Origin of the sequence: Herbaspirillum sp. NPDC101397, from assembly GCF_044767325.1 — a bacterium.
In the GTDB taxonomy this organism is placed as follows: Bacteria; Pseudomonadota; Gammaproteobacteria; order Burkholderiales; family Burkholderiaceae_D; genus Herbaspirillum.
Genome location: NZ_JBIWNS010000007.1, coordinates 164642 through 177478, shown reverse-complemented (window position 1 = coordinate 177478; position 12837 = coordinate 164642). Strand labels below are relative to the sequence as shown.

The 12837-nt window shown below is 61.0% G+C and carries 15 protein-coding genes; 2 read left to right on the top strand and 13 right to left on the bottom strand.

Features of this window, described 5'->3' with window-relative positions:
- Positions 1-48 precede the first annotated feature (48 nt).
- The 5 genes from hutG to ACIROW_RS18110 form a co-directional block, all read right to left on the bottom strand.
- Entirely contained in the window at positions 49-981 is a 933-nt protein-coding gene (gene hutG / locus ACIROW_RS18130) for a formimidoylglutamase (protein WP_402277843.1), read from the bottom strand.
- Positions 982-994: 13 nt separating this feature from the next.
- Positions 995-1768 (bottom strand): amino acid ABC transporter ATP-binding protein, encoded by a 774-nt coding sequence (locus ACIROW_RS18125; protein ID WP_402278044.1) that lies wholly within the window; start codon positions 1766-1768, stop codon positions 995-997.
- Between the two features lie 11 nt (positions 1769-1779).
- Entirely contained in the window at positions 1780-2445 is a 666-nt protein-coding gene (locus ACIROW_RS18120) for an amino acid ABC transporter permease (protein ID WP_402277842.1), read from the bottom strand.
- Between the two features lie 28 nt (positions 2446-2473).
- A complete protein-coding gene (locus ACIROW_RS18115) occupies positions 2474-3238 on the bottom strand; it encodes a transporter substrate-binding domain-containing protein (RefSeq protein ID WP_402277841.1) in 765 nt (254 codons plus the stop codon).
- Between the two features lie 82 nt (positions 3239-3320).
- Positions 3321-4085: an IclR family transcriptional regulator gene (locus ACIROW_RS18110; protein ID WP_402277840.1), complete on the bottom strand. Its 765-nt coding sequence runs from the start codon at positions 4083-4085 to the stop codon at positions 3321-3323.
- A 418-nt stretch (positions 4086-4503) separates the two neighbouring features.
- On the opposite strand from ACIROW_RS18110, the gene ACIROW_RS18105 reads away from it, so the two are divergent.
- Positions 4504-6318, top strand: a complete 1815-nt coding sequence (locus tag ACIROW_RS18105; protein WP_402277839.1) for a methyl-accepting chemotaxis protein — start codon at positions 4504-4506, stop codon at positions 6316-6318.
- Positions 6319-6433: 115 nt separating this feature from the next.
- Here ACIROW_RS18105 and ACIROW_RS18100 read toward each other — a convergent pair whose 3' ends face one another.
- From ACIROW_RS18100 to ACIROW_RS18085, 4 genes are all read right to left on the bottom strand, one after another.
- Positions 6434-7225: an SDR family NAD(P)-dependent oxidoreductase gene (locus ACIROW_RS18100; RefSeq protein WP_402277838.1), complete on the bottom strand. Its 792-nt coding sequence runs from the start codon at positions 7223-7225 to the stop codon at positions 6434-6436.
- A 114-nt stretch (positions 7226-7339) separates the two neighbouring features.
- A complete protein-coding gene (locus tag ACIROW_RS18095; protein WP_402277837.1) occupies positions 7340-7585 on the bottom strand; it encodes a hypothetical protein in 246 nt (81 codons plus the stop codon).
- Between the two features lie 45 nt (positions 7586-7630).
- Positions 7631-8125: a hypothetical protein gene (locus tag ACIROW_RS18090; protein WP_402277836.1), complete on the bottom strand. Its 495-nt coding sequence runs from the start codon at positions 8123-8125 to the stop codon at positions 7631-7633.
- A 185-nt stretch (positions 8126-8310) separates the two neighbouring features.
- Entirely contained in the window at positions 8311-8895 is a 585-nt protein-coding gene (locus tag ACIROW_RS18085; RefSeq protein WP_402277835.1) for a TetR/AcrR family transcriptional regulator, read from the bottom strand.
- Between the two features lie 163 nt (positions 8896-9058).
- Here ACIROW_RS18085 and ACIROW_RS18080 point away from each other — a divergent pair, with 163 nt between their 5' ends.
- On the top strand, positions 9059-10207 hold the full coding sequence (locus ACIROW_RS18080) for a diguanylate cyclase domain-containing protein (protein WP_402277834.1): 1149 nt from the start codon (positions 9059-9061) through the stop codon (positions 10205-10207).
- Between the two features lie 126 nt (positions 10208-10333).
- On the opposite strand, the gene phaP is transcribed toward ACIROW_RS18080, so the two are convergent.
- From phaP to ACIROW_RS18060, 4 genes are all read right to left on the bottom strand, one after another.
- Entirely contained in the window at positions 10334-10894 is a 561-nt protein-coding gene (gene phaP, locus ACIROW_RS18075; protein ID WP_402277833.1) for a TIGR01841 family phasin, read from the bottom strand.
- Between the two features lie 212 nt (positions 10895-11106).
- Complete coding sequence (locus tag ACIROW_RS18070) at positions 11107-12300, bottom strand: patatin-like phospholipase family protein (protein WP_402277832.1); 1194 nt, start codon at positions 12298-12300, stop codon at positions 11107-11109.
- A gap of 120 nt (positions 12301-12420) precedes the next feature.
- Positions 12421-12666 (bottom strand): DUF3717 domain-containing protein, encoded by a 246-nt coding sequence (locus ACIROW_RS18065; RefSeq protein WP_402277831.1) that lies wholly within the window; start codon positions 12664-12666, stop codon positions 12421-12423.
- Between the two features lie 22 nt (positions 12667-12688).
- Entirely contained in the window at positions 12689-12829 is a 141-nt protein-coding gene (locus ACIROW_RS18060; protein ID WP_402277830.1) for a hypothetical protein, read from the bottom strand.
- Positions 12830-12837 lie beyond the last annotated feature (8 nt).

Here is a 12837-nt window from a genome sequence, read left to right as displayed (position 1 = left end):
AGGTGGAACAGGGGTGCTGCGGCCGCAAGGCGCGCAGCACGCTCTATTCTATGCCGGTTGCAGGATCAGGTGGGCCAGTCGTGCCGCGACCTTGGCGGTCATGCCGTCGCGGTCGTAGACCGGATTGCATTCGGCGATGTCGGCAGCGATCAGTTTGCCGCTGGCGCGGATGGAGGAGACCAGCTTTTCGACCTTCTCCAGCGCCATGCCGAAGGCGGCCGGGGCCGACACGCCGGGCGCCTTTTCACCGGGCAAGACGTCAAGGTCGATGGTCAGGTAGACGTCGGTGACGTCTTCCAGGCGCAGGCGCAATTGCGCGTCGAGTTCGGCCAGGCTGCGGGTGGCGACGTCGGTGTCGCTGACGTAGTCCACGCCCAGTTGCTGCGCGCGCGTGAACAGCGCCGGCGTGTTGCCGAGCTGGCTGATGCCGAAGCACATATAGTGGAAACCGACGTCGGCCCATTCGCACCATTCGGCGATCTGCTTGAACGGCGTGCCCGAGGTCGAGCGTTCGGCTTCGCGCAAATCGAAATGGGCGTCGAAGTTGATGATCAGCAGCTTGCGCTGCGGCATCGAGCGGCCGAGGTGGCGCATGATGCCGAGGAAGCTGCCGTACGCCACTTCATGGCCGCCGCCCAGCACCAGCGGGAACACGCCTTGCGCCATGACGTCGGCGATCTTGCCGGCCAGCCGTTGCTGCGCCTGTTCGAGGTCGCCGTCGTTGCAGTCGATGTTGCCGGCGTCAGCCAGTTGCGTGATGCGATGGGCCGGCAGATTCGCCAGCATGCGGCGGATCGCGTCCGGACCTTGCGCGGCGCCGACGCGGCCGTGGTTGCGGCGCACGCCTTCATCGCTGGCGAAGCCGATCAGCGCGCCGCCGCCCTTGACGTCATTGCTGAACGGCACCACCAGTTGATGCAGGCGGCGGGTGTCGCCGGCGCTGTCATGATCGATGCGGCCGTTCCAGAGAGTGTGATCCATGCTCAGATAAATCCTATGCTGCCGTTGAGTTATTGCGGGTCAACACCGCCTGCAGGAAGCCGCGGGTGCGCTCCTGCACCGGATTGACGAAAATCTGTTCGGGTTTGCCGGCCTCGACGATGCGGCCCTGGTCCATCACCACGACGACGTCGGCGACCTCGCGCGCGAAGCCCATTTCATGTGTGACCACGATCATGGTCATGCCTTCGTTGGCCAGCGCCTTCATGACTTGCAAGACCTCGCCGACCAGTTCCGGATCGAGCGCCGAAGTGGGTTCGTCGAACAGCATGACCTTCGGTTGCATCGCCAATGCGCGGGCGATGGCGACGCGCTGCTTCTGGCCGCCCGACAGGGTGGCGGGCATGGCGTCGGCCTTGGCGGCCAGGCCGACCTTGGCCAGCAGTGCGCGCGCCAGGTTGTCGGCTTCGTCCTTGGGCGTGCCGCGGATCTTGCGCGGACCGACCGTAACGTTGTCCAGCACCGACAGATGCGGGAACAGGTTGAACGACTGGAACACCATGCCGACCTGCGTGCGCAGCTCGTTCAGGGCGTGGTCGGCGATCATCTTGCCGTTCACCAGCAGGTCCTGATTGCAGATCGAGATGCTGCCTTCTTCCGCTACTTCGAGACCGTTGCAGCAGCGCAGCAGCGTGCTCTTGCCGGAGCCGCTGGGGCCGATGATGACGACCACCTGCGAGGTCGCGACCTCCAGGTCAATGCCGTGCAGGATGCGATGGCCGGAGAAGGATTTGCCGAGTTTGGAGACGTTGATCATGGGTGCAGACATAGGCGTGGACATCAGACGGCTCCCCCTGCGCGCAGGTGTTTCTCGACCCGCTGCAGGGCCATGCTGGTGAGGCTGGTCAGCACCAGGTAGACCAGCGCGACGGCGATATAGACTTCCAGCGAACGGTAGGACACGCTGATGATTTTCTGGCCTTCGTGCATCAGGTCGGCGATGGTCAGCAACGACACCAGCGCCGAGTTCTTGATCAGCGCGATGAACTCGTTGCCCAGCGGTGGAATCATGCGCACGATGGCTTGCGGCAGGATGATGGTGCGCATCGCCTTGCCCGACGACATGCCAAGCGAGCGCGCCGCTTCCATCTGGCCCTTGTCGATCGACTGGATGGCGCCGCGCACGATTTCCGACACGTAGGCGCCGGAATAGATGCCCAGGCCCAGTACGCCGCACAGGAAAGCCGGCAGCAGGATGTCGAATTGCGGCAAGCCGAAGAACAGCAGGAACAACTGCACCAGCAGCGGCGTGCCGCGGATGAAGGTGACGTAAGCAGTACAGATGCCGTAGACCAGGCGCTTGCTGCGATCCAGCCGGCCGAGGCCGACCAGCAGGCCGAGGAAGCAACCGAGCACCAGCGAGATGGCGGTAATTTCCACCGTCACGATGGCGCCATGCAGCAGGTCCGGCCAGCCCTCGAATACGGGCACAAAATCTAAACTCATCTGATCTCCTTACGTCTTTTTTATTAAATTACTTGGCCGACGACGACAGCCACTTCTGCACCAGCTTGTCGTAGCTGCCGTCGAGCTTGACCTTCTTGAGCGCGGCGTTCATTTCTTCTGTCAGCTGCGGCAGGTCCTTGCGCACGGCGTAGCCGTACAGCTCAATGCTGACCTGCTTGTCGAGCACCTTCATGCCGGGACGGGTCTTGGCGTATTCGATGGCGGCCGGCTTGCCGGTGACGGCGGCGTCGGCGCGGCCGATTTCAACCAGGTTGAACATTTCCTGGTTCTTCTCGACTTCGATGCGCTCGGCTTGCGGGTAATACTCTTTCAGGTAGTTCGCGGACTTGGTGCCGACCTGCACCGAGACCTTCTTGCCGGCCAGATCCGACGGCTGCTTGATCGCGGTGTTGCTGGCCTTGGTCAAGACCACCAGGCCGCCCGGATAGTACGGATCGGTGAAGTTGACCACGCGGCGGCGTTCTTCGGTGATGTAGATGGCCGACGAGGCGACGTCGAAGCGGCGCGACACCAGGCCGGGAATCAGGCCCTTGAAATCGATGTCGGTCCATTCGACCTTCTTTCCCATGGTCTTGCCGAGCAGCTCGATCAGTTCGATGTCGAAGCCGGTGCGCTTGCCGTCCTTGAAGAACTCGAACGGCGGGAAGGTGGCATCGGTGGCGACGCGGATGACGTCAACGGTCTGCGCACAGGCCAGCGCCGGGGCAACGGTAAAACCGGCGGCGAGACTGACGGCGGCGAGCATGCGGATGAGGCGGCGGCGGTGGTTCATGGTTTCTCCCTCAGATGGACAACTTATGGACGACTTAATGGACAACTTGTAATGGACCTGCAACAGACTTCTGGTGAACGGATTAAAACAAGGCAAGACGTTCGCTGATGGTCGCCGCCGCCTGGACCGTGGCGGCAATCAGCTCGCGCTGCCGCTCTTCGGCCCGGATCGCCGGGGCCATCAGGGTAATCGCGCCGGCCGCCTGGCCGGGCTTGTAAAACACCGGGGCGCTCACGCCCCACACGCCCCAGTCGACTTCGCCTTCGCTGACCGCATAACCCTGGTTGCGGATGGCGGCGAGTTCGCCGTGCAGGCGCGCGATGTCGTCGTCCTTGCCGTGCAGCTGGCGCTCGACGATGTTCTCGGCCATGGCTTGCGGCAGATGCGCCAGTACCGCCTTGGCCGAGGCGCCGCGCGACAGCGGGTGCGAGCGGCCCTTGGAGAACGAACAACGCAGCGATTGCTCACTGTCGACCATGTCGAGGCAGGTGACCTGGTCGTTGACCGCCACCATCAGGCCGACGCTCTCGCCGCACTTCTTGGCCAGCTGCAGCATTTCGGGCTGGGCGTTGCTGACCAGGTAAGAGGTATGGTCGAAGCCCCAGGCCAGCTGCACGCTGAGCGGGCCGGGCGCGTAGAAATTGTCCTGCTCCTGCACCAGGCCCCATTTTTTCAGCGGCAGCAGATGGCGGTACAGCGTGCTCTGCGGCAAGCCGGTCAGTTCCTTGAGCTTGCGCACCGCGATCGGCTTGCCGTGACGGGCAATCACCGACAACACCATCAGCGAACGTTCGCTGGTGGCGACGGCGGGCGGCTGCGTCAGATGAGATGAGGCGGGAGAGTTCATGGCCGGATGATTCCTCATTTTTCTCATATTCAGAAATTGAATTCTCACAAAACGGGAATTTAATTGTAAATCCGGGGAAGGCGATGTGGTGTGGAAGGTTGGTTAAAAGCGAGAAATTTCTCATAACGACGAGATGTCATTCGCAGATTCGACGAGGAAACCGCCATGCCGCAGGTTTAAGAGGACGCGCCGGCACCAGTCGCTTCACGCGGGGGGGGGGGCCACGAGGGATCCTGCCTCTCTCCGAGACAAGCTTGGGGGGCGGCCAACATGAGGAGAGATTCTGTTGCGGCTTGGCTGACGACTGCTTACCAGACCGTCAACATCCGTGCGTTTTAATGGAGATACATCTTTGACGCCAGCCAAAGAATGCTAATCTCGTAACTGCAAATTACGTCAACGATGTACAAAAAAATAAATGTTGCCGCATCCGGGAAATGCCGTGGAGGGAAGGCGTTTCGTTGCCACTTCGATAAGCGCATCTGTTCATTTACAAGTATCTCGATATTGCATCACCGTGGGGAATCCTGGGCAGACCGGGCGCGGCGCCTGCGAAAAATGCAGGAATATGAATAGCTACATCACGTCACCTTTTGGGGGCAACATGAAACTCTCACAGTTAAAAATCTCCGCGCGCCTGGCAATCGGATTCACGCTGGTCTGCGTGTTGCTTATTGTCGTGACACTGCTCGGCATCATCCAGATGGCGCAACAGAAGCAGCGCATGGATGAGATCACCAAGATCAACAATGTTGAAGCCAGCGAAGCCTCGTCGATGTACCTTTCCATCACCGAACGCGCGCTGGCTTTGCGTAACATGATCCTGCTTGGCGAGAATCCACCGGAAATCGACGCCGAAATGAAGCGTGTCGATACGCAGGCAAAGAAATATGCCGCGGCGGAGAAAAAACTGGAGGCGATGCTCAAGAGCGAAAGCACGACAAGCCCGGAAGAGCGACAACTGTTCGCCGCCATCAGCGAAACCGCCAAGGTCGCCAACGGCTATGTCAAACAGGTAACGGAACTGATCCTGGCGGGCAAGCGAGAGGAGGCGTACGCGGTCCTGCGCAATGAATTCCGGCCTGTCCAGCGGAAATGGTGGGATCAGCTCAATAACTTCATCGTACTGGAAAACAAGCAGAACGAGGACGCTTCGAACAATGCTGATATTGCCTACGTCAACGCACGTTTCATGATGCTGCTGTTCGGCGGACTTGCGCTGGTCGTCAGCATCATGGCGGCCTATCTGATCACGCGCAGCGTATTGAGCCAGCTCGGCGGAGAGCCTTCCTATGCGAATCAGATCGCGACCCAGATCGCGCATGGAGATCTCACCGTCAACATAGAAACGAAGCCGAGCGATCAGGACAGCCTGTTGTTCTCAATCAAGAGCATGCGTGACGCGCTGGCGCAAATCGTCGGCCAGGTACGCGCCGGGACCGATACGATTGCGACCGCGTCCAGCCAGATTGCCAAAGGCAACCTGGACTTGTCGTCGCGCACGGAGCAGCAGGCAAGTTCGCTGGAGGAAACGGCATCGTCCATGGAAGAACTGGCGTCGACGGTGAAACAGAATTCCGGCAGTGCTTTCCAGGCGCACGAACTGGCGGTGTCGGCATCGGACGTCGCGTCCAAAGCCGGCGAAGTCGTTCAGCAAGTCATCAACACGATGGGTTTGATCAACAACTCGTCGCACAAGATCGTGGACATTATTTCGGTCATTGACGGCATTGCCTTTCAGACCAATATTCTCGCGCTGAATGCCGCCGTGGAAGCGGCGCGCGCCGGCGAGCAGGGGCGTGGTTTCGCCGTTGTCGCGTCGGAAGTGCGCAACCTTGCGCAACGCAGTGCGACTGCGGCAAAGGAAATCAAGATGCTGATCACCGACTCCGTGAAGCAAGTCGATATCGGGCGCTCTCTGGTTGAACAGGCCGGTACGACGATGGGCGAGGTCGTCGGCAGCGTCAGGAAGGTCAATGGCATGGTGGCCGAAATTTCACAATCCAGCCGCCAGCAAAGCGAAGGCATTGAACAAATCAACGATGCCGTCGCACAAATGGACAATGTCACCCAGCAAAACGCTGCGCTGGTCGAGCAAGCCGCCGCAGCCGCACAATCCTTGCAAGAGCAGGCGGCAAAGTTGTCTGCTCTGGTCGGCATTTTCAAACTGGGGACGTTGCCGATGTTGAAGGGGAGTATCGATATCACGCCGGGTCGTCTGGAGCTTACCTGACGGGCCGGGAGAGCAGAAAATCCTGCCTTGCTGAAACAATGATTGGAATGAAAAAAGCCGGCGTCAGGCGCCGGCTTGATTGATGCTCCTGCGTATTTAGCAGGCGATCCCTTTATCAGAATGCACTTTTGATCACGCCGCCATCGACACGCAGCGCCGCGCCGGTGGTGGCGGATGCCAGCGGACTGACGACGTAGGCCACCAGCGACGCCACTTCCTGCGGCGTGCCGAAGCGCTTGATCAGCGATGTCGGACGAACGTGGTCGAAGAACTCCGCCTCGACCTGTTCGAAGGTCTTGTCGCTCGCGCGCGCCATGTCTTCGACGAAGTCGCCCACGCCGCGCGATTTGGTCGGACCGGGCAGGATGCTGTTGACAGTGATGCCGGTGCCGGCGACGGATTCCGCCAGCCCGCGCGACACCGCGAGTTGCGCGGTCTTGGTCATGCCGTAGTGGATCATTTCGGTGGGGATCTGCACCGCGCTTTCACTGGAAATGAAGATGATGCGGCCCCAGTTGGTACGCTTCATTTCCGGCAGCACCAGGCGCGCCAGGCGCACGCCGCTGAGGACATTGACGTCGAAGAAGCGCAGCCAGTCTTCGTCGGGAATATCTTCAAAGGCCTTGGGCTCGAAGATGCCGAGGTTGTTGACGAGGATGTTGATGCCGGGATGACGCTGGATGACTTCATTTGCGGCTTCGGCTTTGCTCAGGTCGCCGGCATAACCCTGCACCGTGCCGCCGGTTTCCGAACGGATGCGCTCCGCCGCTTCGTCGACGCTTGCCTGCGACCTGCCGTTGACGATCACGTTGGCGCCTTCCCGGGCCAGCGTCTGTGCGATTGCGTAACCGATGCCGGCCGTACTGCCGCTTACCAGGGCCGTCTTGCCTTTCAATTGCAAGTCCATGTCGATCCTTCCAGGTTGGTTGCGAAAAATGCTGCCACGCCACTATATCAAGAAGTCTTGCCCGGCATCCGCCATGGAAAAAGCCGGCAACACATGCCGGCCTGGAGAGTGGATTTAGCGCTTCAGATCCGGCGTGTCGGCGTTGGCCGCATCGGACAACGCACGGGAAAAATCGCTTTCCCCGACGTGCGGCTCTTGCGGCGCCTGCTGCTGTTTTCTTGCGCGCCGGTCGGCGGCCTGAACCTCGGAGACCAGCCGCCACTGATCCAGATGACGAAAGTAGGTGGAGCCGCTGTCGACGCGTCTGATCGCGCCGACAGCGTCGACGGGTTGAACCGGTGTTACGGGATTGCGTGCCATCTGTTTCTCCTCAGGCAAAACCGACGCCGCACGGCGTCAGCTTGATTATGCTCGTATGCGTGCGGCCTTGCCTTGCCTGCGCAAATACACGATCTGGATGATCAGTCCGCCGACCAGCATGGCGAACAGCGCGCCCTGGAAGCCAAGCAGCAGCGGCGACTTCAGGTCGGTCACGAACGGATGGCCGTCCGGCACCCGGCGCAGCGTTTCCGAGACGGTCGGCACCATGAGCAGGAACGCCGTGACGCTCAGGAAGATCGTTTCCGCATAGACCGCTGCGCTGCGCGACGTCGGCAATCTTCCGACACCGTAGCCGGCAAGGAGAAAGACCAGCGTGGCCACGGCGATGCCGTAACTGACCGCCTGATGCGCGACCAGGAAAACGCTGACGGCGCCGATCAGCATTGACACGAAATAAATGCCGCCGGCGGTGGAACGCGGCACGATGCGGCCATGGCGCGCGAACATGTACACCGCCGCCGGAATGGCCGGCAAACTGCCCAGGGTGTGCACCCAGCCGAGATGAGAAATTCCAAACATGGAGCTATCCTTTATTAAAAATGGTTGAGGAGTGCATCGACCTTGTTCCGGAAGTGCAATTCCTGCAAATTAACTACCTACTAATCGGTAGGCAAAATGGCCGAACGTTGAAACAGTCAATGCGCTTCTTAAACTCTATCCGTCAAGTTTGATTCATCCAGCCTTCAGCCTTCAGCCTTCAGCCATCAGGCCTGATGTGCGACGCGCGCCAACACCGGATTGACGATGGCGCCGAACATTTTTGCATCTCCGTAGGCTCGCGCCGACAACATGGCGCCGTGGACGGTGGCCATGAAGATGTCCGCCTCGGCTTCGGCCGATGCGGTCAGCGCAAGGCGGCCTTGCTCTGCGCCGCGTGCGAAGACGCCGGTCAGCCAGGCCGCCAGCGCCTTGAAATGCGCGCGCACTTCGAGCGCGATTTCCTCGGGAAGAATCGGCATCTCACTTGCCAGCAGGGCGCAGACGCAAAATGAAGACGCCGCGTCGGCGATGCAACCCTCCCAGAATCCGGCATAGGCGCGCAGCAGTTCCAACGGATCGGAGACGTGCTGCTCCAGCTTAGCGACGCCGGCCTGCATTTCCTCGCGATACCGCGCCACCAGCGTGCGAACCAGCACCGCCTTGCCGGGGAAGTGGTGATGAATGCTGGCGTTGCGGATGCCGATGACCTTGGCGATGTCGGCATAGCTGAAGCCGTTGTAGCCGCCGGCGATGATCAGGGTTTGCGCGCAGCGCAGGATGCTGTCGGCAGTGTTGGGAGAATCAGTCATGTGCATAGCCTACCTTTTAGTAGGTAGATCGTCAAGCGATGATTGGCAATCCGATGGGAGGGATACTGCCGCCCTGCAAGCCGGGTGCGGTGAGCGGCGTTAAAATAGCCGGGCCCCTTTTCACCAAGTCTCTTTGGGCAAGCTTAAGCACCCCTCGTTATCCATGGCACTCGATCCCTCCAGCATCCTCATTCTTACCACCGCCCTGTCTGCGGCGGCCGCCTTTTACCTGACCGTGGAGTGGAACAGCGTGCGCGAAAAATCGCTGCTGTTCTGGAGCGCCGGCTTTGCGGTCATCACCGTGGGTTCGGCGCTGGCGCTGCTGCGCTCCAGCGGCTTCTTGCTGATCGGCATCTGGTTTGCCAACGGCCTGCTGATCGTCGCGCATTGGTTGTTTCTTGCAGGCGTGTCCCGCTTTACCAACACCCGGCTGTCGCGCGGCTGGTGGTTGATCGGCGTGGTCTGGCTGGCGATGTTGCTGGTGCCGGCCGAGCCTTGGTGGTCGAGGGCCATGCTGTGTATTCAGTCATTGCTGGTTGCGGGCGTCACGCTGCGCGCGAGTTTCCTGCTGCGTCCGCATGGCGTGTCGCTGAGCGTGGGCGCGGTGCAGTTGCGCTATGTCCTGCTGGTGCACGGACTGTTCTATGTCGCCAAGGCCGGTTCCACCGTGGCGCTGGGTGCGTTCGTCGACCTGGCGGCCTTCCGCGGCGAAGTGATCCAGATCTCGCTGGTGGAGGGCGCCATGGCGATCATGCTGATCGCCTTGTCCATGACCGGGACCGAACGCCACCGCCGCGAAGAGCGCATCGAACAACTGGCCGCGCGCGACCCGCTTACCGCGCTGTACAACCGCCGCGCGCTCGACATGCGCGCCCCCGCCTTGCTGGAGCAGGCCACGCCGGCAAGTCCCGGCGCCTTGCTGCTGATCGATATCGACAATTTCAAGCAGGTCAACGACCTGCACGGCCACAGTGCCGGCGACCGGTTGCTGGTGGCGCTGAGCGAGATGATCCGCGACGCTTTGCCGCGCGGTTCGCTGGCGGCGCGGCTGGGTGGGGACGAGTTCGTGATTCTGCTGCGTGAGACCAGCGGCGACAGCGTCGTGGCGCTCGGCAACAGCTTGCGCGAAGCGTTCGGGCGAATGGCGCGCGAGACGTTTGCGACGCCGTCGGCGGTGACGCTGAGTGTGGGCGCAACGCTGTTCGGCCAGCCACCGGCGGATCTGGCGACCTTGCTGGAACGCGGGGATACGGCGCTGTATGAGTCCAAGCGCGGCGGGCGCGATAGTGTGAGGGTGGCGCCTGCAGTTTAAGCGGGCGGTTCGAGCTTGCAGTTCCAGCCTGCATTTTCAGGCTCGACATGAAACCGGCCGGCCAATAAAAAACGGACCGCATGGCGGTCCGTGAATGCTTGCTGCTGGTGCTACTGGTACTGCTGATTACTTCTTGCGGCCGGCAGTCTTTTCAGCGACTTGAGTGAACTGCTTGGCAGCGTTGCTCAGGTGACCTTCCAGTGTTTCCACGGCTTGCTTGGTGTTCTTGGTCAGTTGCTCGTAGCTGGCATTGGCGTTGCCGATGGCCGACTTCAACAGGGCGACTGCGTTTTCCGAACCGGCTGGTGCGTTCTTGGCGATTTCTTCAACCAGGGCGGTGACCTTGCGGCTGGTTTCAGCGACTTGCGCTTCAGTAGCCTTGGTCAGTTCAGCTTGGGTAGCCGACACGATGCTGGCCAGGTGACGACCGTAAGCGGCAGCCTTTTCAGCTGTCGGTTGGGCTTGCGCTTGCGCCAGGGCCAGCAGTTCTTGCGGGTCCTTGATGGATGCGAATTGCTGGGCAGTAGCGGCGGACTCTTCCAGCGATGCCTTGGCGGCGCTCAGGTTCAGTTCAACAATCTTTTCCAGACCTTCGAAAGTCTTGGTGGTGATGGTGTTGATCAGATCCAGTTGAGCTTGGAAGTGGGTCTTGGTTGCGGCGGAAAATTGATCTTGGTACGAAAACATGGACTTCTCCTTTGGTTTCAAAAACAGTGATGGACTGGCGGCTTACGTCTCGAATTACTATTTTTGTGCGCCGCAACAATTACTATTTTACGCACTTATTTGGTGAGGTCAAGAACTTTTTGTGCGGCGCACAAAATGTCGGGGAATTGCAATTTTAACAATATAATTTGTTATTGCACAGCACCAATTGTTTCCCCCTTGCAACGGCGTCCTCAACCCGTCGCAACCTCCACCACGGGCGGCAATTCGTGCACCACCACACCGGTGTCAGATACCTTGAACGGACAGCCCTGGCTGACTTCAATGCCGCGCAGGGCGTCCTGATAGCCTTGTTCCCAGCGCCATTCAATCGAACCGCGCGAGAAATTGACGTCCTTGGACGCCATGTTCCAGTCGCGCCCGGCATATGGCAGGCGCACGATATGGATGGTGGTGTCGGCACCCAGCTCGGCTAATTGCTTGCGGTCGGACGGCTTGCGCAAATCCGCCGGCATGCGTTCATACAGCTCACGCGCCATCTTGCGCAGCTGGTGCTGCTTCAGGTAAGCGTCGATGTGGCGCTGCGAACGCGAGGCGAAGGTGACGTCTTTCTGGCGCGTCTGCACTTCTTCATAGGTGCGCGGCTCCGGGCCGTCCGCATGCCACAGGTCGACCATCATGCACAGCGTATCCTGGCGCGGCTCGTCGCTGAGAACCGCTTCCAGCGGCGTGTTCGAATACAGGCCGCCGTCCCAATAGAGGTCGCCGTCCACCCGCACCGGAGGAAAGCCCGGGGGCAACGCGCCGCTGGCCATCACGTGCTCGGCGCCCAGGGTCTGCAGCGAGGAGTCGAAGCTGACCAGCGAGCCGCAGGTCACCTTGACCGCGCTGACGGTCAGGCGGACGCCATCGGACTTGTCATTCAGATAATCGAAGTCGACGTACTTGTTGAGCGTGGTGCGCAGATCCTCGGTGTTGTAGAAGCTGGCTTCCTCGGGCGGCACCGGCAAGCCGATGGCGAAAGGACTGAACTGGCGCGGCGCGAAAAAGCCTGGAACGCCGCGGACGAACGTGTCCATGGTGGTGGCCCAGGTCATCAGCTGGCGGGTGGCGTCGGGCACGGCACGCATGTCGATGGCGTCGTCGTGCGACACGCTTTCCCAGAACGCACGCAGGCGCGGGATGCGGTCTTCGCGGCGGTTGCCGGCGATGATGGCGGCGTTGATGGCGCCGATTGAGGTACCCACCACCCAATCGGGCGTCAGGTCGTGTTCATGCATGGCCTGGTAGACCCCGGCCTGGTAGGCGCCCAGCGCACCACCGCCTTGCAGCACCAGCGCAATACGCGGCTTGGGCGAGGAGGAGGAAGAGGAACGCGAAGAAGAACGCGGAGAAGGGAGACTATTGGCGTCGGGTTTGCGTCGCATCGGGATCCTTGCGGTGAGAGTACGGAGAGACTGCGCGCCGGAAAGATCGTTCCGCAGCGCGTCATGCAAAAATCATACGCCACAAATGCGACGGGCGCGTTGCGGATGCAGGGTGGGGGATCAGGCGCCCTGGCCGGCCCGCGCCTGGCGCCATGCGTCGAGCAGCTGGCGCGGCTCCTGGCCGATGACCTCGGCGGCGATGCTGTGCAGATGCTCGATGATCATCACCGCGTAGACGTCGGCCAGCGCATTGACTTCAGGCGACAGCGCACATTCCTCGCCGGTGGCGGGGCGCTGGATACGCCAGTAGTTGATTGCTTCTTCCAGTTCCGTCAGGGAAATAGTGGGTTCGCTCATGCCGGTCATTGTACGCCCGCCGCCATCGGGCTCAAAAACACAGCACGATCCGGTTGGCGACGTCGAAGATGAAATCAGGCCGCAGGTACGCGAGGAAGGTCGCGCCCAGCACCACGCCCAGCGATGCCAGGATGGCGATTCGCTTGAGGCGCGGACGGAGGAAGGCGTTCATGGCGCGAG

Coding starts and splice junctions, on each gene's coding strand:
- hutG (WP_402277843.1), bottom strand. CDS start 981: ATGGATCACACTCTCTGGAACGGCCGCATCGATCATGACAGCGCCGGC.
- ACIROW_RS18125 (WP_402278044.1), bottom strand. CDS start 1,768: ATGTCTGCACCCATGATCAACGTCTCCAAACTCGGCAAATCCTTCTCC.
- ACIROW_RS18120 (WP_402277842.1), bottom strand. CDS start 2,445: ATGAGTTTAGATTTTGTGCCCGTATTCGAGGGCTGGCCGGACCTGCTG.
- ACIROW_RS18115 (WP_402277841.1), bottom strand. CDS start 3,238: ATGAACCACCGCCGCCGCCTCATCCGCATGCTCGCCGCCGTCAGTCTC.
- ACIROW_RS18110 (WP_402277840.1), bottom strand. CDS start 4,085: ATGAACTCTCCCGCCTCATCTCATCTGACGCAGCCGCCCGCCGTCGCC.
- ACIROW_RS18105 (WP_402277839.1), top strand. CDS start 4,504: ATGTTGCCGCATCCGGGAAATGCCGTGGAGGGAAGGCGTTTCGTTGCC.
- ACIROW_RS18100 (WP_402277838.1), bottom strand. CDS start 7,225: ATGGACTTGCAATTGAAAGGCAAGACGGCCCTGGTAAGCGGCAGTACG.
- ACIROW_RS18095 (WP_402277837.1), bottom strand. CDS start 7,585: ATGGCACGCAATCCCGTAACACCGGTTCAACCCGTCGACGCTGTCGGC.
- ACIROW_RS18090 (WP_402277836.1), bottom strand. CDS start 8,125: ATGTTTGGAATTTCTCATCTCGGCTGGGTGCACACCCTGGGCAGTTTG.
- ACIROW_RS18085 (WP_402277835.1), bottom strand. CDS start 8,895: ATGACTGATTCTCCCAACACTGCCGACAGCATCCTGCGCTGCGCGCAA.
- ACIROW_RS18080 (WP_402277834.1), top strand. CDS start 9,059: ATGGCACTCGATCCCTCCAGCATCCTCATTCTTACCACCGCCCTGTCT.
- phaP (WP_402277833.1), bottom strand. CDS start 10,894: ATGTTTTCGTACCAAGATCAATTTTCCGCCGCAACCAAGACCCACTTC.
- ACIROW_RS18070 (WP_402277832.1), bottom strand. CDS start 12,300: ATGCGACGCAAACCCGACGCCAATAGTCTCCCTTCTCCGCGTTCTTCT.
- ACIROW_RS18065 (WP_402277831.1), bottom strand. CDS start 12,666: ATGACCGGCATGAGCGAACCCACTATTTCCCTGACGGAACTGGAAGAA.
- ACIROW_RS18060 (WP_402277830.1), bottom strand. CDS start 12,829: ATGAACGCCTTCCTCCGTCCGCGCCTCAAGCGAATCGCCATCCTGGCA.